The sequence below is a fragment of the Ochrobactrum sp. WV_118_8 genome (assembly GCF_039631535.1).
GTDB lineage: Bacteria > Pseudomonadota > Alphaproteobacteria > Rhizobiales > Rhizobiaceae > Brucella > Brucella anthropi.
In genome coordinates this window covers 1383634-1403206 of record NZ_JBDIUZ010000002.1, presented here as the reverse complement: position 1 = coordinate 1403206, position 19573 = coordinate 1383634, and the positions used below count along the sequence as shown (strand labels likewise).

The following is a 19573-nucleotide window of genomic DNA, read 5'->3' as shown; positions in this document are numbered from 1 at the left end:
ATAGACCTCCCATGACGAAAATCACCGGTTTTGCCCGTGGAAGCGTCTGGTTAAATCGGTTAGCTCACCCCAAAAACCTGTATTTCGCGCACTTCACACCCGTTCCAGCTTGCGATGCGGCAGCGGCGGCAATTCGACAATTATCGCGTCATCCGCCTTCACCGTGCCGCCTGCAAGAACGACGGTCATGATGCCGGACTTGCGAACAAGTTCGCCATCGGGCGTGCGATCCAGCACAGCATCGAGAAGCCCGGTCTGGAAATTCTCTATCTGGGAGCAAGGGTTGCGCAAGCCCGTTGTTTCCAGAACGACCTCGTCGCCAATTCGGATCAAAGCGCCCTGCGGCAGCCCCAGCAGATCGACCCCGCGCGTGGTGACGTTCTCGCCAAGATCTGCGGGCGCGACATCAAAACCCTTTTCCGCAAGCTCGTCGAAAAGCTCGGCATGAATGAGATGCACCTGCCGCAGATTGGGTTGCGTCGGATCGGCCCGCACGCGTGAACGGTGCTTCACCGTCACGCCTTGATGCGCGTCGCCATCGACGCCGAGTCCTGTGACGATGCGGATTTCCGGCACAACCTGCTTTGAAAAACGATGCTCGCCATCCCGCGCCACAGCCACGACAAATCCACGCATCACGTCCACCTCTCCTGACAGGATAAACAAACTTCGTTAGCCGCATTACATGGGTTATATAGCACCTGTATGAAGCTGTGGGGCAAGCACGTGAATCGCGACAAGCAGGTAAAAACGGATTTCCGCTGGGGCATTTGGGGCACAGGCACTATAGCCGCCGCCTTTGCTGCCGATATTCAGGCAAGTGCTGGAATGCGCGTTTCCGCAGTCTGCTCGCGGGCGTCAGAGACCGCCGAAACATTCCGGCGACGTATCGGCGCCGACAAGGCGTTTGGCGATTCAGGTGAATTTCTTTCCGACGCGAATATCGATGCCGTCTATATTGCGACCCCGAGTGCCATGCATGTGCTGCAGGCCATGCAGGCAATCGCAACGGGCAAGCCCTGCCTGATCGAAAAGCCGCTCTCGCTGGATGCTGCTGGCGCGCGGCAGATCGAAGCTGCGGCAAAAGCAAAAAACGTCTTCGCCATGGAAGCCATGTGGAGCCGTTTTCTGCCAGCTATCCGCGCTACCAAACAGCATATCGATAATGGTCGCATCGGCACTGTGACGCGCATCGAAGCCGATCTTTCCTATATCCGTGCCTACGACCCGCAAAGCCGCTTCTTCAGCCCGGACCTTGGCGGCGGCGCAGCATTCGATCTGGGTGTGTACCCGGTTTCGCTTGCATTGTATTTTCTCGGTCTGCCGGATCATGTCGATGGTCGCTGGCAGCGCGCCAAAAGCGGCGTGGACATGCGCACCGAGTTCCAGCTCAGCTGGCAGGGTGCCACGGCCAGCCTCTCCTGCGGCTTCGACCGCGACGGCGACAATCGCATGCTGATTGAGGGAACCAGGGGCACGATCCTGATCCACGCGCCGTTTCTGAAAGCCCAGAGGCTGACCCTGTTTTCAGCCTTTGCTGCGCGGTCGTCGCTCGGGCCGAATGGCGGCAAAGGCCTTGTCGGCAAGGTTATGAACCGCCTGCCCCTGCCGGGCCGCACAATCGAAACTTATGCCTTTTCCGGCAACGGGCTGCAGTTTCAGGCCGAAGCGGTCCGCGATGCGGTGCGAAGCGGCCAAATCTCCAATGCGATCATGCCACTCGACCAGAGTGCAGCCGTTGCCGATATCGTCCGCAAGGTGCTGGCTAGAGCATGATTCCGAAAAGTGGGAACCGGTTTTCGGATAAAATCATGCTCAAACAAAAGTTTAGAGCGGGATAACGATTCAACTTAAAAACATCACGCTCTAAAGGCTAGAAGCTGCTTCTCATCCTGTAAGGCTGTGCATTTTCGCCAGCATTGTTCAAGGCAAGCGCGATTTCAGTGATATGCAACGCCACATCACCGGAAAAGAATGCCTTATCGCCGGTTTGGATAGCCCGAGCCTGATCGGCAATACCGCGCACAAAATCGATCTGCGAAGGATACATCGGCAGCGTCCGCTTGTCGGCCTTCGGATAGGAGAGCTTTTGACCGACGGTCGGTTTCCATGACAGGAACTTGCCGATGCGCATTTCCAGAATACCGAACAGGCGCGCCAGAAAACGGCGTTTTTCTTCCGTGCGCTCAAGACGGACAGCCGAGCGATTATCCCAGAGATCATCCACCACAATCGAGCCCTTGTCGGCAACGATTGTCAGGCTGCGATCCTTCGGCATCGCAAGCCCGGATGTGAGGCGTGCCACCAACCCCGACCTGAAAACAAGACAGCCGACCGAAAAATCGGGCGCCATGTGAAGATGTTCGGTCCCCGGCCCCTTGTTGGGAAAGGTTATGGCGGAAAATGCCGAAACGCTCTCGACCGGACCGAACAGCGACACCAGCCATGACAGTGCATAGCCTGCATGTTCCAGCGTACAACCGATCTCGAACTCGTGCAGGCCCGGCCATGGCGCACCAGACTGCGAACGCCAGGTCGACCATTTGTCACGAAACACCGGGCCGTCTTCCATTTCGGCATAAACCAGCCGCGGCATGCCGATCCCGTTGATCACGCTTGCTACCAGACGATAGGCTTCGCTGAGGCCGTTTGCCGGGGCTGCCGCCAACGTGAGGCCGGATTGCCGTGCAAAAGCGACCAGCGCTTCCGCATCCTCATAATTCATAGCCAGCGGCTTTTCGGAATAGACATGTTTTCCGGCGGAAAGCGCTGCATGCGAGATTTCAAAATGGCTTTCAGGTGTTGTCAGATTGACGACGATCTGCACGTCAGGATCGGCCAGAACAGCCTCGAAACTCTCATAAGCCTGGACGGAGTAGTGCGCGCAGAACGCTTTCAGTCGTTCAGGCGACCGATCATAGACCCCGCGCAGCTTCAGCTCGGGATAATTACGCAGCGTGGTCATGTAATAGTCGGCAACAAACCCGGTCCCGACGATTCCGATATTCATGAATTGGCTCCGGCTAAAAGCATTTCCAGCAAAAGTGCGAAGCGGTTTTGCGTTGGATAATGCGTATAAACAAAGAGATAGAGAGGTTCTACGATTCTGTTTTAACTGGAACCGCTCTATCGTTTGGGAATGATAATTTTCGCGGTCAGTCTGAGGCCGAATATCGCAAAGACGAGCGTAAGCCAGACCGGGTCCATGCGGCGAAAGAAGAAGCTTTCCAGCATGGCGTTCAACGTTCCGAAGAAGACGATCATCAGGAAGAAATCGGCAAGCAGCAGATTTTCGCGCACCGGACGGCACCGCAGATAATTGATCAGCGGCATGACGATGATGACCAAGATGGCGCAGATCAGCGCCGGAATCCCCATCGATACCGCAATATCGAGATAGCCATTGTGTCCATGCACGATGCCGCGCACATCCCAATCCAGATAATAGGGATTCGCCGCCTCTTTCACGATTGGCGTGCCCCAGAAGCTTTCATAGCCGAAACCGGTCCAAGGGCGATGGGAAAGCGCCTCAACGGCAAAGGCCCAGATGGAAGTGCGTCCGGTGAAGGTCGGATCAACATCAAGCTGCAGAATGAGCTGGTGCATCGGCTCGAAAAGAACCGTGCCGAAGGTGAACAGCGCAAGCAGAAACTGGATCGTGAAAACTGCCACCGGCGCAAGAAAACGGAGACCAAAAATGCCGGGGCCGATCACGAGCAGCATGGCGAGCGGCACCAGTGCCGCAGTGGTTTTCGATCCGGTCTGCGAAACGAAAAACAATGCAGAAACCGCAATCAGAAAACCGCTTACGCGCCAGCCGCGCCGCCACAGATAGACACCGGCAAAGGCAAAAGCGGCCATGACCGGTCCGGCAATATTTTTGTGCGTGAAGACACCGCGCCAGAGATAGGCGTTTTGCGGCTCCAGAGCGTCGGCGCCGTGTGTCCCGAGATTTGGCAGGAGGAGGACGCCCGCATAGGAAATGACAATCACGACCGAAGCCACCGCGACCAACATCGACGAATAGGCATCGCCATCCTGCGGCAGGCTCAAAACAGCAATGACGGTCAGAATGCCGATCATCGTCAAAAGCACGCCGCGTATGGCGGTTGACGGATCGGGGCTTGCGAAAACCGATGCGAACAGGAAGGCGAACATCAACAGCCATCCGGGGCTGACGATTTTGACCACTTTTTTCGGGTCGGCAAACATCGCAAGCGACAGAAGCGCCACCGCGCCGAGGCAACCGAAACCAAGCTGATTGATGACGTCGCCGCCGCCCGATGCGGCACCATCGGCTGCGGCACTCAGCGGATTGAACGGACGGAATGAAATCAGCAGGATGCAGAACGTTATCGTGGCGATAACAAGCGCAACCGTACGGATCGTCGCCCGCATATCGGTTTGCGCTGCAACGTCGGAGCGGGTGTCAGTTCTTGTCCGGGTTGCGATACTGCTCATTCAGATATCCAAAATGGGCCATGACCCGGCCCAACCCGATATGGATGAAATAGGTCCCGACCGGCACGAAGCGCGCCGCGAATCCGCGCCGCAGCGCCTTGATCGGAGAATAACCCAGAAGTGCAACGCTTTTCAAAAAGACGCGGACCTGACCGAAAGGCTCGTCCTTGCGCTGGCGCTGTTCGATCAGTGTCGACAGAACGCCGTTGCGCAAGCCGCGCGCCGTGATCCAGTCACTCTCCAGCCGCCGCGCCGGAATGGTTTCACGGACAATGCCTTCATTGCACCATGCGATATTAAAGCCCTTGGCCCGTGAACGATTGATGAAATCTGAATCGCCGCCGCCGGTGAAGTTGAACTTCAGGTCCATAAACGGATAGCCAATGGCTTCCAGAACCGGACGCGCAATGAGCAGATTACCGGATGAATAGATGATCGGAACCGGGCCGGTCTTGTTGTAATGCGGCAGGAAGACAGGATGTCTCGCCCATTTTTCTGCGCCCGGTTTTTCAAAGATCGGATATTGCGGGCCACCGACGAGGCTGGCGTTATAACGCTCGGCAGTGGCCACCATGTTTTCGATCCATGCCGGATCAGCCAGTTCATCGTCATCGATGACGATGACATATTTGAAGTTCGGGAAGTAGGTCATCGCCGTCAGCCAGCCCGCATTATATGCGTTGCAGTTGCCGCGATGGGATTCGACAATCAGCATGCCGGTATATTTTCCGGCCTCGAACTGAGGCGCCGCAACCTTGGCGCCTTCCTGGTCCTCCGCCTCGTTCTCGATCACCACGACCGCGAAGCGGCGGCTCGTGACCTGAGCATTCAGCGTATCCAGCGTCCGGATGACATGCTCCGGACGGCGGAACGTCGGCAGCGTTACCACCACCTCGACTTCATCGAAACGAAGCCCAGGAGTTTTAGCAATTACTTGTATATGACTAGGTAAATCAGACATAAACGCTACCGGATATTTCGAACTTCTATATTTGTTTATCCGCCACTATTGAAAAACATTTAAAGAAAAGTTCACCGCAGGACTATAAACACTGGCCAAAACTATCATAGAGCACACCGACCCGAAATGTTAAGGGTTTTAAGATGAATAATGCATTAGGAAAAGCTTGAGCGCGCACCATTATTTTTAATGCTGCCAGCGCGAAAATGATTGTTCAGGAGTTGAATTGCCGTCCCCTCACCTTGTTTTCGTGACATCGATTGTTCCACACGGAGTACCGACCACCGGCTATGAAGTGGCAAACGCCGCCGTGGTCGACGGCTTGCGTCGTTCGGGAGCAAAGGTGACCGTTCTTGGCTTCACATGGCCGGGCGTGAAAGCCGATGCCGCGGATACTGTCGTTCTGGGCGAAGTCGAAGTACGGACCGAAGGCGCGGGTATCAAGCGCAAGATCGGCTGGGTGCTGAAATCCTTCCTGACCGGCCTCACGGTTTCCTCGGCGAAGCTGCGGGTGATACCAGCTGAGACACTGCGCGCGGCCATCGCCAAGATCGGCCCGTTCGATGCCTATGTGCTGAACGGCGTGACCTTGCCCGGTGCATTTGAAGACATCTTCAAGGACAAGCCCTCGCTGTTCGTGGCGCATAATGTGGAATATCGCTCTGCGGAAGAAAACGCCGCCGACGCCGGAAGCTTCGTCCAGAAATTCCTGTTCGGTCGCGAAGCCCGTATTCTGAAGGGATTGGAAAGCCGTCTCATCGGGGATGCCCGCTTCGTCTTCACTTTTGCCGAGGATGACGGCCCGGCGCTCGGCCTCGGCCCTGATCGGTTTGCGACAATGCCGCTCGTCACGCCGGGCGGGATGCAAGCCGCACAGCAGCGGCCTGTCAAATACGACCTCGCCCTGATCGGCACATGGACTTGGCACCCGAACCGCATCGGGCTCGAATGGTTCCTGCGCGAGGTAAAGCCGCATCTTCCAGACGATATTTCCATCGCGATTGCAGGCAACACGCCCGCCGATCTGATTGCTACATGGTCGGGTGTGGGGTCCGGTATCAATTTCGTCGGCAAGGTGCCGGACGCGACTGAATTTGTCGAAAGCGGCGCGCTTGTACCGCTCATCAGCCGTGCGGGAACCGGCGTGCAGCTCAAGACCATCGAGACATTCGAACTGGGCATGCCAAGTGTCGCAACATCACATTCCGTGCGCGGTATCGGCAATATTCCGGCCAATTGCACCATTGCCGACGACCCGAAGGCATTCGCTGCGGCAATCGTCGAGCGCATTGAAAAGATAAGGTTGGGGGATCGCCAGAGACTGGACGGCAAAGCCTTTACAGGGTCACAAATCGAAGGCATGGACCGCGCAGTTGCCAGAGGTCTGCAAGCACTTCATGGCGAAGAGAAAAATACGGACCAGGCATGATGCATACCGAAAATGTCACTTACCGGAATATCCTTGGCGTGAAGGTCGCCTGTTTCGACTGGGCCGGCGCCTTTGCCTTTTTCGAGAACCGCATCAATGAAGGCCGGTTCATGAAACAGGGTTGGCTCAATGCCAACAATTCCAACATTACAGATACCGACCCAGCTTACCGCACTGCATTGCAGGATTTCCTGATCCTGCCCGACGGTGTGGGCGTCGATATTGCAAGCAAGGTCGCCTATGGCAGCAAGTTCCCCGCCAATCTCAACGGAACGGACTTCATTCCGGGGCTTTTGCAGCATATGAAACGCCCGCTGAAGGTTGCACTTCTCGGTGGCGGTCCGGGCGTTGCCGCCGATACCGCGCAGCTCTTCATGCAGCAGATACCGCACCATGAATATCACGTCATTTCCGACGGCTTCTTCAAGCCCGCCGATCTCGACGGCATTCTCGGTCAGCTCAAGGAATTTCATCCCGATATCCTGCTGGTCGCCATGGGCGTTCCGCGCCAGGAACTCTTCATCGACAAGCATATCACGGCGGAGCATTGCACGGTGGCGAGTGCGGTCGGCGCCTTGTTCGATCTGCATACAGGTCGTGTGCAACGCGCCCCGCACTGGGTGCGCAAGATCCAGATGGAATGGGTGCACCGGCTGCTACAGGAACCGCGACGGCTCGCAAAACGTTATCTCATCGGCAATCCCGTATTTCTGTGGCGCGTTGCCAAAGGCTGGATGAAGGGAGAGCCCCGGTGAAAACCGCAATCGTCACAGCCAGTTGGGATCAGGATTTCGAGCGCTGCAAGCTGCTTTGTGAAACAATAGACAAATATGTCAGCGGTTTCACGAAGCACTATATCCTTGTCGACAGCAAGGACGTTGCCCTGTTCCGCAAACTCGAAAGCACACAACGCGTCATCATCGATGAACGCGATCTGCTGCCCTCATGGCTCCACGCCTTCTGGGACCCGACCTATCTGTGGCGCAGGCGCGTTTGGCTCTCACTCAGAACCAAGCCGCTGCGCGGCTGGCATGTGCAACAGCTGCGCCGCATCGCACTTGCCGGTGCCGTGGAGGAAGATGGATTTCTCTATACGGATTCCGACACGGCTTTTCTGCGTCCCTTCGATTGCGGCACACTCTGGCACCACGAAAAGCTCCGGCTTTTCGTGCGCCCCAATGCGCTTGCAAATCCGGAATGGCCGGAGCATCCGGTCTGGGCGGCTAATGCGGCAAAGCTGCTCGGCATCAGGAAAGGGAAAAGCGGGCTGAACGACTATATCGGCCAGCTGGTCTCATGGCGGCGCGATAGCGTGATTTCCATGTGCGAAAGGATCGAAGCTCATACCGGACAACATTGGGTGGCAGCCCTTGGCAACATACGTCGTTTCTCCGAGTGCTTCATCTATGGTCGCTATGTCGATGACGTCCTGCACGGCTCCGGTCATTACAGTGACACCCATGATCTGTGTCGGATGCAATGGTTCGCACCACCGCCGAGCGAAGAGGAATTCCGCACCTTCATCGCGGAAATGGAACCGCATCAGGTCGCCATAGGCATGCAGTCCTTCCTCGGCCTTTCGGTCGACGACATTCGGCGGATTATCGGAGCCTAGAGCATAATCCGATCGGAGTGAAACGAGGATCGATGAGATTATGCTTTGGAAAGAAAACTTAGAGCGGTTCTCTTCGGATTATTGAAACCGTTATCTGTTTTTACGCATTTCCGAACGCAAACCCGGTTCCCACTTTTGCTGAAAATGCTTTAAACCCGCTTTGCCGGCAAACGAATGCTCGTATAGGTGAAAACCAGCGACAGCAGATAGAGCCCGGCGAATACGACATTGAGCCCGAGAATCCAGTCGTGGTTATCGACATAATTCACGAGCAGAAGCCAGACGAAGAATGCCTTGGCAGCGGTCATCAGCACCATGCTCAATGTCCTCAGACCGGACTGGCCGCGCGCATAGAGAATTTCGGTCTGATACTCGATGAGGTTGCGAAAACCCGGTACGAGCAACACCAGCGGCAGCAGCCCGACAATCGGGGCAACGCTTGAACCGAGTGCGTTCGGGAAGATTTGCAGGAACACGACCATAGCGCCAAGACCTGCCACCGAGACGGCAAAGACTGCAAGTTCCAGCCCGGCGCGGATGCGCAAAGAGGACAACATGTCCGGCGTACGCATAAGCTTTTGCACCAGCATCATGTTGAAGGACCGCACTGGCAAAGCCGTCAGATCGACAAGCCGCATGATGATCGCATAAAGACCCGCCGTCGCAGGCCCGCCAACGGTCAGCACAAGAAGCTTGTCGAGCTCAGCCTGAATATAGAACAGCAGTTCGGCCCCCATGACTGCAATCGCATCCGAAAGCCGCCGCATATAGAGAACCGGTTTGAAGCGGAGCCGGATAGACGGATAGAATTTCAGCGCCGTCAGCAGCGCAACGCCATTGGCCGCCGCATACCACCACGCCCAATGAGCAATGTCATGAACACTCGCCAGCCACATGAACAGGACAGCCGCCACAGCGCGCGTGGCTGTCCCGAAAATCACCAGCCCCGCCGATATGCCGAACCGGCGCAGGCCATTGTTGACGATGATGATGATTTCCGTCGAACGCCAGAGCAAGGCTTCCGCAAATACCACCACGGCAAAAGGCAGAAAAGAAATGTCGCGGCTGAAAAAGACGAAATAGACCAGCCAGGACGCCAGTGCGAACAGTGGCAGGGAAACCAGAAGAGCGACAAGAAAACCCGCTGTATAGATGCCGAGCAGGCGCGGCTTCACTGTCGATATGCGGTAAAGCGGCGAACTGAAGCCCAGAGAAACGATGCGTGACAGAACCACGCCTGTGCCCGACGCAGTGGCAAATATGCCGAAATCACCGGTCGGCAGTGTGTTTGCAAGCGCAATGAAATAGACAAGCGAGACGACCAGCCTGCCAGCGGAGCCTGAAAACAGGGACAGGTAATCACGCACCATTCCGGCGTTATTGCCTGACAGTTTCCGGAGCGCTTTCGCTATCAACAGGGAGCCTCGCCTATCATAGTCTGGTGCATGTGCCTGTTCGTTGGAACGGAGGCATAATCGGGGTTTAGCTAAAAAGACTTAAACTCTTCTTTGCAAGCTCAAAGAGTAAACAAGCAAAAGCTAAAGTTTCAGATTCAGGGAATTGACACTTCACCTCGACATTATTTTAACGTTTTGTTTTCTATAAAAAATTACATTCGGCCTTGAGGTGCGAGCCAACCGGATTCCCGTTTGGCATGCGGAAGCCTTGGCTTATGAATTTCAAAGCAGCCGTTGGCGCCGGAAACGGTTGAGACGGCTTACAGACACGGACGATTTCGGCAATGAGCGATCACGAGGAGCGCAGAAAGGCGGGAGTTGAGAAACCTCTTCTCGCATTCTCCGACGCTCGCCCCGCTGGTCGTTTTGACAGCGAAACCGCACCACCCTGGACACCACCGGCGACGCCGGATGAACGCGCCGCGTTCTTTCGCCAACACGATCATGCTGCGCAGGAAACACCAGAACCGGCGGAATCCGTTCTCGAAGAGGAACTGGATGAGGCCGATGTCGCCGAGCTGCAAAAGCGCGTCGCGCTGATCGAGGCGGAACTGGAACGCAAGGTTCAGGAACGCGAGCGCCGCAAAGTCACAGTCGAAACTCCCGTTCCAACGCCAGAGCCGACCCGCGCGCCGGCCCCGGAGCCGATCAAGCGCCAGCGCCCTGTCATTGACGGACCGGCACCTGATGCGGAATGGAAACCACTGATCGATCCGCGCATCGCTATCGACGTGCTGCGGGGATCGCGCAAGCTCCTGCTTGTCAGCACGCTACTGGGTGGTGTGGTCGCCGCGCTCTATGCATTGTCCTTGCCGCAGATGTATGTCGCTTCGACCGATATTCTGGTCGATCCGCGCAATATCAAGACCGTTGGAGACGAACTGACGCCAGGTCAGCTCCCGACCGATGCGTCACTTGCCGTTGCGGAAAGCCAGGCACGCATCATCGATTCCAGCAGTGTGCTGCTGAAAGTGATCGACAGGACCGAACTGACAAAAGACCCCGAATTCAACGGCACTCTGGTTCCGACCGGCATTGCCGGGCTGTTTGCACAGATCAGGGATATGCTGTCGCCCAAAAAGGCAAGCGACAGCCAGACACTGCAAACCCGCGTCCTGTACAATCTGCACAAGAGCATCGCCATCGGTCGCGACGCCAAGACCTTCATCTATTCAATCTCGGTGAAAACGCGTGATCCGCAGAAATCGGCATCGCTTGCCAACACGATCAGCTCCGTGTTCCAGAGCGAGCTTGCATCCGTGCAATCCGATGCTGCCCGACGCACTTCGGATGAATTGTCGAACCGTCTTGCCGATATGCGCGCCAATGTCGAACAGGCGGAGCGCGCAGCAGCTGATTTCCGCGCCTCACGCGATCTCGTCAATGTCGACGGCAAGCTGATCAGCGATAACGACTTGACCCGCCTCAACGACCAGTTGACCAACCAGCGCGCTGAAACAATGCGGCTTCAGGCCCGCGTGCAGGTGCTGAACAGTGCCACATCCGACAGCGTGGTATCCGGTACCTTGCCGGAAGATTTGCGTTCCAACACGCTGACCGCGCTGCGCGCGCAATATGCGCAGGCGCGCCAGACGGCAAGCGGCCTGTCCACCCAGCTTGGGCCACGCCATCCGGCACTCATTCAGGCACAGTCGCAGGCAGGCACGGTCCTGAGCGACATCGATGCCGAATTGCGACGCATCCGCTCCTCGTTGCAGGTCGAGGTCGCCCGGTCCGCGCTGCAGGAAAAGGACCTCACTGCCCGCTTGGCGCAGCTAAAATCGCAACAGGCGAACAATAGCGGCGATCTGGTGAAGTTGCGTGAGCTTGAGCGCGAAGCCACGGCGCGGCGCTCGGTCTACGAAGCCTTCCTCCTGCGCTCGCGCGAGACGAACGAACAGGAAGGTCTGAATACGGCCAATGTCAGGGTTTTGTCGGAAGCTCGCCCGCCGCTCGATCCGGCAGGCACATCGCGCAAGCTGATCGTCATTGCCGGGCTGATTGCAGGCTTCCTTGCAGGCCTTGCAATCACAGCCGTCCGCAACTTCGGACGGCTGCTGCGTCTATCTTAAAGCGCGTTTCGATCTGATTGGATCAGATCGGCGCTCTATCTCTTTGTTTTGACGCGCATCCCGAAAACCGTTTCACACTTTTCGGGATGCGCTCTAATTCACGCGGACTGCCGCAAAGAGGTCTCAACGCGCGGCACCTTGCGCCCGCTGGCACGCAGAATGCCGTGTGCCCCGTCAAGATGGCCCGGTTTCAGCTCAAGCGCCAGAAAGCGACGCTTTTCATAAGGGCCGGGCATGGCAAGCTCGCCGGTCTTTTCAGCAGTGAAGCCGAACCGCTCGTAGTATTCCGGATCACCGACAAGGATGATCGCGCCATGGCCGCGGTCTTTTGCTTCATCGATCGCACGACGCATCAACGCCGAACCGATACCGCAACCGGCAGCGGACGGATCGACCGCCAGCGGGCCGAGCAGCAAGGCAGGCACCGGAAAGCCGAAAGCATCGAGACCGGCATGGACATCCCACAGCCGCACAGTGCCTGCAAGCAATCCGTCTTCGCCAAGCGCCGCAAAAGCCAGACCGTCCGCAGGCAGGCGACCGCGACGCAGCTTTTCCGATGACTTCCGGCGACGGCCTTCACCCATCGCCCGATCCAGCAGCGATTCACGCGCAAGCACGTGCTCCAGCGTTTCGCCCGCTATTGTGAAAGCCGGAGCGACGATGGTTGCAGTATGTTCCTGAATTTCCAGAGTTACGTTCATGACATCTATCCCCGCAAAGCGGCAGCAGCACACCCCACCCAGCGCCTTGCAGCACTGGGCGGATTGAGAGGATCATTCGGGACTTTCAAAGGTATGATCTAATCCGAAAACCGGTTCCCACTTTTCGGGATCATACCAAGTCTGAATGATCAGATGACGTAGGATCGGAGCGGTTCGAAGCCGTTGAACGCCACCGCCGAATAGGTGGTGGTGTATGCGCCCGTGCCTTCGATGAGGATTTCATCACCGATGGTCAGCGAGACCGGCAGCGGGTACGGCGTCTTTTCATAAAGCACGTCCGCACTGTCGCAGGTCGGGCCAGCCAGCACGCATGGTTCGGTTTCGCTGCCGTCATGCGGGGTCACGATCTGGTAGCGGATCGCCTCGTCCATGGTTTCGGCGAGACCGCCGAACTTGCCGATGTCGAGATAGACCCAGCGCACATTGTCGTTGTCTGCCTTGCGCGAGACCAGAACCACTTCAGTCTTGATCACGCCTGCATTGCCGACCATGCCGCGACCCGGTTCGATGATGGTTTCCGGGATACGGTTGCCGAAATGCTTGGACAGCGCATCGAAGATCGCCATGCCGTAGGCCTGAGCAGTCGGCACGTCCTTGAGGTAACGGGTCGGGAACCCGCCGCCCATATTGACCATGCGCAGGACAATGCCTTCGTCAGCCAGGGTGCGGAACACCGATGCTGCATCGCCAAGCGCGCGATCCCATGCGGAGAGGTCCGTCTGCTGCGAGCCGACGTGGAACGATACACCGTAGGAATCGAGACCGAGCGACTTTGCATGGCGCAGAACGTCGATGGCCATCGCAGGCACACAACCGAACTTGCGCGACAGCGGCCATTCGGCGCCTTCACCATCCGTCAGCACGCGGCAGAACACGCGGCTGCCGGGAGCGGCGCGAGCAACCTTCTCGACTTCTTCAACGCAGTCGACCGCATAAAGGCGAATGCCCAGCTCGAAGGCGCGCGCAATATCGCGCTCCTTCTTAATGGTGTTGCCATAGGAGATGCGGGTTGGCGTTGCGCCGGCTTCCAGAGCCATTTCGATTTCAGCAACCGACGCAGTATCGAAGCACGAGCCGAGCGAAGCGAGCAGGCGCAGGATTTCCGGCGCAGGATTTGCCTTCACCGCATAGAAGATGCGCGAATAGGGCAAAGCCTTCTCGAAGCTCTGATAGTTGTCGCGCACGACGTCGGTGTCGACGACGAGGCAAGGACCGTCCGGACGGCGGGTGTTGAGGAAGTCGATGATACGCTGCGTTGCCATGGTCGTTCTCCCGCACGGCTTGATCTTGCCGTATTCTGGTGCGTACCCCCGAAAAGTTTCAGACTTTTCGGAAAGGATTACGCAGAAAAGGACTTAGAGAATTTCGCAGGCCCTCTTTGGACCAAGAGAAACTCTAAGGACAAAGTGTGCATGAACGCATCCGCCGTGAGGCCAGCCTTTGGAGGTGCTGATGTCACGCGAAAACTCATGCGGCGATGGAACAACGCTAAACCCGCGTTACTCCGCTTTGTCTGCCTTGGATTGGAATTGGAGAACCGCATCCGCACTTCTGGCAATGAAGGTGTGCCTCTTCAGTAATTTCGGCTTTTGGACAGCCGAAAGACACTAGAAAGGCCCGCACCGTCGTTGCTTCAAGATGTCCTCGATCTGGCGGTTGGCCAACAGATCGACTGGAGCGGTTAGGTCCAGGTACCGTACCGAATTCCTCACCATTCGAGGATCGGCGGACACCCACAGGCACGTGCGACTTTGGGCAAGCGCGATATAAGCGCAAAGTCGTGTCCATTCAATGACAAAAATTCCTCCGGACGAATTTATTTTGGCAGGATCGCGTTGAACGGCGCGCTTGCCATTGTTCAATATAAGTGAAACATTCGCAGCTCAGACCTGCCTCGAAAGAGCGTAAATAGACCGTTAATTGCTGCATGTTGTGAACAATGGCCAGTTTCGATCCCTTCAACGCCATCATTGCAAAACCCGAGAAGTTACCCGTTCACACAACGGACGGACCGCTTAAAGGTGAACGGCTGGCCGTAAAAGACATTTATGACGTCGCCGGAATGGCGACCGGATGCGGGAATCCGCAGATCGAGGCCGAATCACCTCGCGCCGAAAGATCAGCTCCGGTGGTGAAGAAGCTCCTCGCCGCCGGTGCCGAATTTGTCGGCAAGGCGCAGACCGACGAGCTTGCCTTCTCCCTGATGGGCCAGAATTCGCATTTCCCCTATCCGATCAATCCGGCAGCACCGGACCGCGTTACCGGCGGCTCATCATCCGGTTCGGCAGCAGCAGTGGCGGGCAAACTCGCCGATATTGCGCTCGGCTCCGACACGGGCGGCTCCATTCGGGCACCTGCAAGCTTTTGCGGTCTCGTCGGCCTGCGCACCACCCATGGCCGCATTCCGCTCGAAGGCATCATGCCGCTTGCGCCCTCGCTCGATACGATTGGATGGTTTGCACGCGATATCGACCTTTACGACCGCGTTGGCTCTGTCCTGCTTGGCAACGACGCCCGAGAATTCAGGCTGACGCAACTTCTCTATATGCCGGTTCTGGAACAGCTTCTGCTCGGTCAGCAGGAAACAGACGCCTATCGCACCATGTTCGCCCAAGTGCGCCCGCACTTCTCGGGTCTCAAGGCGGCGAGCCAGCCGACGCTCTCGATAGACGAGCTCTATCTGGTCTTCCGCCACATACAAGGCGCGGAAGCCTGGGCGACACACGGCAGCTGGATTTCCTCCGGCGATCGCAAGCTCGGTCCCGGCGTCGCGGACCGTTTTGCCTTCGGTGCGGAAATCGCCGCTGATCTCGTTGCCAGCCAGCGTATGCGCCGGGCACAATTCACGCAGGAACTCGAACAGATCGTCGGCAATGATGCCGTGCTGGCGTTACCGACCGTACCGGGTGCAGCTCCGCTGGCAAAAGAGCCTTTCGAGACCTTGCAGGCCTATCGCGAACAGGCTTTGCGCCTGCTTTGCCTTTCGGTACTTTCCGGCCTGCCGCAGATCACATTACCTTTGGGACAGGTGCAGGGCGCACCTTTCGGCATCTCCTTCATCGGACCACGCGGCAGCGACCGGGCGCTGATCGCACTGGCCAAAAACATCATCGGGAAGCGGGGCTAGACCATGGACACCCTCACACGTATGCGCGCCTTCATCGACGTGGTCGAGGCGGAAGGCTTTTCCGCCGCTGCGCGAAAAATCGGGCGCTCCAAGGCGCTTCTTTCCAAATATGTGCGGGAATTGGAGGACGAACTCGGCGCACGCCTTCTCAACCGTACCACGCGGCAATTTTCGCTGACCGAAGCCGGTCACACCTATTATCACCGAGCGGTGGAGATCATTCGCGAGATCGACGCGCTGCAGGATGCTGTCAGCGAAACCAGTTCTGACGCGCGCGGGCGTATCAAACTGTCGGCCCCGCGCACTTTTGCCGATGCCGTCATTGGGCAGTCGCTGATCGACTTTTGCCTCGCCCATCCGGACATTGTGCTCGATGTGCGGCTGGATGACCGTTTTGTCGATCTGGTGGAGGAAGGCTTCGATCTTGCGATCCGCATCACGCGTTTGCAGGACTCTTCCCTCATTGCCAAGCGCCTGTCGCCATTCCATTCCATCCTGTGCGGCGCGCCCGAACTCATCTCCCGCGTCGGCAAGCCCGAACGTCCGGAAGATCTGGCTGATCGGCCTTGCATCATCGACACCAATGCACGCTCGCGCAACAATTGGCATTTCCGCAATACGGATGGCTCGATGATGACAGTTCCCGTCAACGGTCCCATCGAGGTGAACAGTCCCGTCGCCACCAAGAATGCAGCACTCGCCGGGCTTGGCTTCTGCATGCTGCCCGCCTTCATCGCCGAAGAAGAAATCGAGCGCGGCAGGCTGGTTGCCTGTCTGGATGAATTCATCGTGAAGGATGGCGGCATCTATGCCGTCTATCCACATCGGCGCTATCTGCCGGCAAAAATCCGGGCATTGGTCGATTTTCTGACCCAATGGTTCAAGGAGCGGGAATAGAATGCATCCTGAAAAGTGTGAAACGGTCTTCGGGACTAAGATATACGATAAAGCAAATAGAACGTCGCACTTTCGCCGCCTTCGGGCATAAGCGTGGGAAAACTCTAACGGAAAGTTTTATGCTGGTTTCGTCGTCTTGGCTCAAAAGCAGGTTCGTTCGGTCTGCCGCAGCTGCGCTGCTGGCCGGTCTCGTGCCGACGGCTGCACTCGCTCACCCGCATGTCTTTGCCGACGCACGACTGGAACTGACCATAGCCCCCGATGGCACAGTGCAACAGCTTGCGCATGTCTGGCGTTTCGACGACGTTTTCTCCTCCACCGTCCTGATGGAATTCGACAAGAATGGCGATCTGCAGCTCGACAAGAATGAATTGATCGACCTCGGCCATGTCATCAACGGCTCGATTGCCGAGTTCAAGTATTTCCAGACCGTTCTGGACGATGGCAAGGACGTGAAAATGGCGAGGCCGACCGACCTCGCAGCAGATTTCACGGACAATCGCCTGCTCATCATCTTTACGAGCAAGCCTGAAAAGCCGTTGAAACTCGCCCCCGGCCACAAGGTCAGCTTCGGCGTCTACGACCCGACTTTCTATACTGCCATCGATTACATGAACGACAGCGATCTGGTTGTGAAAGGCCTGCCCGCAGGCTGCACCTCCAAGGTCGTGCGCCCCAATCCGGATGAAGCGCTCGCCCAGAATCAGGCGACACTCACCGATGCCTTCTTCAACGATCCGGCAGGCACGGACATGTCGAAAATATTCGCGACCCGTCTTGAGATAGACTGCGAACCGAAAGGGAAATCAGGCTGATGAGAAAACCGGCTACCTTTATTCTAACCCTCTGCCTTACGATGATCGTTGCGCAGGCCTATGCGCAGTCATCGCTCGGCATTGGTGCGAATGAGGTGGCGATGAAGCCAACCGGGCCTTTCGCGCACATCATTCTCTGGATGAACGAACAGCAGCGCTCGTTTTATCTCGCCATGACCAATGCGTTGAAAGCCATGCGTGAAGATCCTTGGCAGGCTTCGGTTCTGGTCGGACTTTCCTTCGTCTATGGCATTTTTCATGCGGCAGGGCCCGGCCATGGCAAGGCGGTCATCTCGTCCTACATGATCGCCAACGAAACGGCGCTGCGGCGCGGCATCTTCCTGTCGTTCATTTCGTCGGTTTTGCAGGCCATCATGGCCATCGCCGTGGTCGGCCTCGCATGGTTCCTGCTGCGTGGCACCGGCATTTCCATGAATCAGACCGCGCGCTACATGGAAATTGCAAGTTTTGCGCTTGTCCTGTTTTTCGGCCTTTGGCTTCTGGCGCGCAAACTACCGCTACTTTTCAAGAAGCAAGACGATGCAAGCCCCAGCCCGGCCTCGTCGCTTTTTGCCGCAGCACCCGAACCGGCAATGGCTTCCGGTCCGGCATGGCAGGGCAGTATTTCGCAGACCACGCGCGCGGCGGCTGCCACAAGCACAGTAAAGCTCAATTACAAACCCGCAACCGCTACTGCATCGGATCATATCTTCATTGGCGAGGGCGATGTGTGCGCCGCGTGCGGTAACGCCCATATTGCCGATCCGTCGACGCTCGGCGACGACTTCAACTGGAAAACGGCGTGGTCGGCGATTTTCTCGGTGGGCCTGCGTCCCTGTTCGGGTGCGCTGATCGTGCTGACGTTTGCGCTTTTGAATGGCCTGATGGTCGGCGGACTGCTTTCAGTCTTCGCCATGGCGTTCGGCACATTCATCACCGTGGCTGTTCTTGCCACGCTGGCTGTCACAGCAAAAAACACGGCACTGCGATTTGCAGGCAGCAATGCCATGTCAGGACGGCTGAAGGCGGCAATCGAAGTTGCCGCCGCCCTGTTCATCGCGCTGACAGGTGCGCTTTTGCTCAGCGCTTCGCTGGTTGGTTAATCCTTGTTCTGGCGGCGCGAGCGCAGCCAAAAAATGGCGAAGAAGCCCAGAACGAAAACTATCGGGAAAATGATCGCCGCGATTTGCGAGCGCTCGCCCAGTGCCAGCATGATGCTGGGCACGAAATAGGCAAGCACCCCGAAGCCGATCAGGATGATGGCGGCAGCAATTGCCGGATTGCTCTTCTTACGCTCAGCCAAGATCACGAAACTCCTCCAGCTTCTTCTTCTGCTGACCGTCACTATCAAAGTTTTCCGGCGCAAGCCATGCCTGATAGGCTTTCTTCAAGGCAGGCCACTCGCTGTCGAGAATGGAAAACCATGCCGTATCGCGGTTCTTGCCTTTCGCCACCATATGCTGACGGAAAATCCCCTCGAACGAAAAGCCGAAGCGCTCCGCGGCCCGTTTGGACGGCAGATTGTCGTTGTTGCACTTCCATTCGTAGCGACGATAGCCAAGCTCGTCGAAAATATACTGCATGAACAGGAATTGTGCTTCGGTGGCGGCGGGCTTGCGCGAAATCAATGGTCCCCAATAGATGTTGCCGATTTCAATCGCGCCGTGAGCGGAATCGATGCGCATCAGGGTCTGGCGTCCGGCGACCTTGCCGCTGGCCTTATCGATGACGGCGAAAAACTGCGGGTCTTCGCTTTTCGCCACCTTTTCCAGCCAGGGCTCGAATTCTTCGCGGGTTGCGGGCGGAAACTCGAACAGCCACGTAAAGCGCTGATCCGCGTCGGTGACCGACGAAGCGGCGAAAAGTTCGTCCCCATGCTTGTTCGGGTCCAGCGGCTCCAGCCGCACATAACGACCTTCAAGCACTTTGCGTTCCGGCTTGGAGCGTGGCGTCCAGTTCTGCAAATCAGTCATGCCTATTCTCCCATTCGACAAAGACAGGAGCATAAAAGAAGCGG

The 19573-nt window shown here is 57.2% G+C and carries 18 protein-coding genes; 9 read left to right on the top strand and 9 right to left on the bottom strand.

The annotated features are described in order from the left end of the window. Nucleotides 1-93: 93 nt before the first annotated feature. Entirely contained in the window at nucleotides 94-636 is a 543-nt protein-coding gene (locus tag ABDF71_RS20545) for an MOSC domain-containing protein (RefSeq protein WP_258125029.1), read from the bottom strand. Nucleotides 637-726: 90 nt separating this feature from the next. Here ABDF71_RS20545 and ABDF71_RS20540 point away from each other — a divergent pair, with 90 nt between their 5' ends. Next, the gene (locus ABDF71_RS20540) at nucleotides 727-1776 is read left to right on the top strand and encodes a Gfo/Idh/MocA family protein (RefSeq protein WP_258125028.1); all 1050 of its coding nucleotides are present in this window, start codon (nucleotides 727-729) and stop codon (nucleotides 1774-1776) included. A 97-nt stretch (nucleotides 1777-1873) separates the two neighbouring features. Here the strand turns inward: ABDF71_RS20540 and ABDF71_RS20535 are convergent, their stop codons facing one another. The 3 genes from ABDF71_RS20535 to ABDF71_RS20525 form a co-directional block, all read right to left on the bottom strand. Continuing rightward, entirely contained in the window at nucleotides 1874-3010 is a 1137-nt protein-coding gene (locus ABDF71_RS20535) for a Gfo/Idh/MocA family protein (RefSeq protein WP_258125027.1), read from the bottom strand. 116 nt (nucleotides 3011-3126) lie between these two features. Beyond that, nucleotides 3127-4461 (bottom strand): O-antigen ligase family protein, encoded by a 1335-nt coding sequence (locus tag ABDF71_RS20530; RefSeq protein WP_258125026.1) that lies wholly within the window; start codon nucleotides 4459-4461, stop codon nucleotides 3127-3129. Beyond that, entirely contained in the window at nucleotides 4430-5422 is a 993-nt protein-coding gene (locus ABDF71_RS20525; RefSeq protein ID WP_010660701.1) for a glycosyltransferase family 2 protein, read from the bottom strand. Before ABDF71_RS20525 ends, ABDF71_RS20530 begins: the two co-directional genes overlap by 32 nt. Nucleotides 5423-5648: 226 nt before the next feature. Between ABDF71_RS20525 and ABDF71_RS20520 the strand changes: the two genes are divergently transcribed. From ABDF71_RS20520 to ABDF71_RS20510, 3 genes are read left to right on the top strand one after another with little or no spacing between them, the layout of a single operon-like run. After that, nucleotides 5649-6851, top strand: coding sequence for a glycosyltransferase family 4 protein (locus tag ABDF71_RS20520; RefSeq protein WP_258125025.1), 1203 nt, complete (start codon nucleotides 5649-5651; stop codon nucleotides 6849-6851). Next, entirely contained in the window at nucleotides 6848-7606 is a 759-nt protein-coding gene (locus ABDF71_RS20515; RefSeq protein ID WP_258125024.1) for a WecB/TagA/CpsF family glycosyltransferase, read from the top strand. Before ABDF71_RS20520 ends, ABDF71_RS20515 begins: the two co-directional genes overlap by 4 nt. After that, a complete protein-coding gene (locus ABDF71_RS20510) occupies nucleotides 7603-8466 on the top strand; it encodes a DUF6492 family protein (RefSeq protein WP_012093535.1) in 864 nt (287 codons plus the stop codon). Before ABDF71_RS20515 ends, ABDF71_RS20510 begins: the two co-directional genes overlap by 4 nt. A 149-nt stretch (nucleotides 8467-8615) precedes the next feature. Here ABDF71_RS20510 and ABDF71_RS20505 read toward each other — a convergent pair whose 3' ends face one another. Further along, complete coding sequence (locus ABDF71_RS20505; RefSeq protein ID WP_258125023.1) at nucleotides 8616-9881, bottom strand: lipopolysaccharide biosynthesis protein; 1266 nt, start codon at nucleotides 9879-9881, stop codon at nucleotides 8616-8618. A 326-nt stretch (nucleotides 9882-10207) separates the two neighbouring features. Between ABDF71_RS20505 and ABDF71_RS20500 the strand changes: the two genes are divergently transcribed. After that, a complete protein-coding gene (locus ABDF71_RS20500; protein WP_258125022.1) occupies nucleotides 10208-11995 on the top strand; it encodes a GumC family protein in 1788 nt (595 codons plus the stop codon). 98 nt (nucleotides 11996-12093) lie between these two features. Here ABDF71_RS20500 and ABDF71_RS20495 read toward each other — a convergent pair whose 3' ends face one another. Both ABDF71_RS20495 and odc2 read right to left on the bottom strand, forming a co-directional pair. After that, nucleotides 12094-12696 (bottom strand): GNAT family N-acetyltransferase, encoded by a 603-nt coding sequence (locus tag ABDF71_RS20495; protein WP_029929808.1) that lies wholly within the window; start codon nucleotides 12694-12696, stop codon nucleotides 12094-12096. A gap of 149 nt (nucleotides 12697-12845) precedes the next feature. Next, nucleotides 12846-13979 carry an ornithine/lysine decarboxylase gene (gene odc2 / locus ABDF71_RS20490; protein WP_010660694.1) on the bottom strand — a complete coding sequence of 378 codons (1134 nt, stop codon included), beginning with the start codon at nucleotides 13977-13979 and terminating at the stop codon, nucleotides 12846-12848. 677 nt (nucleotides 13980-14656) lie between these two features. Between odc2 and ABDF71_RS20485 the strand changes: the two genes are divergently transcribed. The 4 genes from ABDF71_RS20485 (at nucleotide 14657) to ABDF71_RS20470 (ending at nucleotide 18659) form a co-directional block, all read left to right on the top strand. Continuing rightward, nucleotides 14657-15844, top strand: coding sequence for an amidase (locus tag ABDF71_RS20485; protein WP_258125021.1), 1188 nt, complete (start codon nucleotides 14657-14659; stop codon nucleotides 15842-15844). 3 nt (nucleotides 15845-15847) lie between these two features. Continuing rightward, nucleotides 15848-16741, top strand: a complete 894-nt coding sequence (locus ABDF71_RS20480) for a LysR family transcriptional regulator (protein WP_010660692.1) — start codon at nucleotides 15848-15850, stop codon at nucleotides 16739-16741. A 119-nt stretch (nucleotides 16742-16860) separates the two neighbouring features. Beyond that, nucleotides 16861-17556 (top strand): DUF1007 family protein, encoded by a 696-nt coding sequence (locus tag ABDF71_RS20475; protein WP_151663954.1) that lies wholly within the window; start codon nucleotides 16861-16863, stop codon nucleotides 17554-17556. Continuing rightward, entirely contained in the window at nucleotides 17556-18659 is a 1104-nt protein-coding gene (locus tag ABDF71_RS20470) for a nickel/cobalt transporter (protein WP_151610370.1), read from the top strand. The genes ABDF71_RS20475 and ABDF71_RS20470 overlap by 1 nt, the downstream gene beginning before the upstream one ends. Here the strand turns inward: ABDF71_RS20470 and ABDF71_RS20465 are convergent. Together ABDF71_RS20465 and ABDF71_RS20460 are read right to left on the bottom strand one after the other, a co-directional pair. Next, nucleotides 18656-18865 (bottom strand): hypothetical protein, encoded by a 210-nt coding sequence (locus ABDF71_RS20465; RefSeq protein ID WP_010660689.1) that lies wholly within the window; start codon nucleotides 18863-18865, stop codon nucleotides 18656-18658. The two genes, ABDF71_RS20470 and ABDF71_RS20465, sit on opposite strands and share 4 nt — an antisense overlap. Further along, nucleotides 18852-19529, bottom strand: a complete 678-nt coding sequence (locus tag ABDF71_RS20460) for a GNAT family N-acetyltransferase (RefSeq protein ID WP_151616101.1) — start codon at nucleotides 19527-19529, stop codon at nucleotides 18852-18854. The genes ABDF71_RS20465 and ABDF71_RS20460 overlap by 14 nt, the downstream gene beginning before the upstream one ends. Nucleotides 19530-19573 lie beyond the last annotated feature (44 nt).

Excerpts from the sequence above, each read along its gene's own strand:
- ABDF71_RS20545 (WP_258125029.1), bottom strand. The coding sequence starts at position 636 with ATGCGTGGATTTGTCGTGGCTGTGGCGCGGGATGGCGAGCATCGTTTT.
- ABDF71_RS20535 (WP_258125027.1), bottom strand. The coding sequence starts at position 3,010 with ATGAATATCGGAATCGTCGGGACCGGGTTTGTTGCCGACTATTACATG.
- ABDF71_RS20530 (WP_258125026.1), bottom strand. The coding sequence starts at position 4,461 with ATGAGCAGTATCGCAACCCGGACAAGAACTGACACCCGCTCCGACGTT.
- ABDF71_RS20525 (WP_010660701.1), bottom strand. The coding sequence starts at position 5,422 with ATGTCTGATTTACCTAGTCATATACAAGTAATTGCTAAAACTCCTGGG.
- ABDF71_RS20515 (WP_258125024.1), top strand. The coding sequence starts at position 6,848 with ATGATGCATACCGAAAATGTCACTTACCGGAATATCCTTGGCGTGAAG.
- ABDF71_RS20500 (WP_258125022.1), top strand. The coding sequence starts at position 10,208 with ATGAGCGATCACGAGGAGCGCAGAAAGGCGGGAGTTGAGAAACCTCTT.
- ABDF71_RS20495 (WP_029929808.1), bottom strand. The coding sequence starts at position 12,696 with ATGAACGTAACTCTGGAAATTCAGGAACATACTGCAACCATCGTCGCT.
- odc2 (WP_010660694.1), bottom strand. The coding sequence starts at position 13,979 with ATGGCAACGCAGCGTATCATCGACTTCCTCAACACCCGCCGTCCGGAC.
- ABDF71_RS20485 (WP_258125021.1), top strand. The coding sequence starts at position 14,657 with ATGGCCAGTTTCGATCCCTTCAACGCCATCATTGCAAAACCCGAGAAG.
- ABDF71_RS20480 (WP_010660692.1), top strand. The coding sequence starts at position 15,848 with ATGGACACCCTCACACGTATGCGCGCCTTCATCGACGTGGTCGAGGCG.
- ABDF71_RS20475 (WP_151663954.1), top strand. The coding sequence starts at position 16,861 with ATGCTGGTTTCGTCGTCTTGGCTCAAAAGCAGGTTCGTTCGGTCTGCC.
- ABDF71_RS20470 (WP_151610370.1), top strand. The coding sequence starts at position 17,556 with ATGAGAAAACCGGCTACCTTTATTCTAACCCTCTGCCTTACGATGATC.
- ABDF71_RS20460 (WP_151616101.1), bottom strand. The coding sequence starts at position 19,529 with ATGACTGATTTGCAGAACTGGACGCCACGCTCCAAGCCGGAACGCAAA.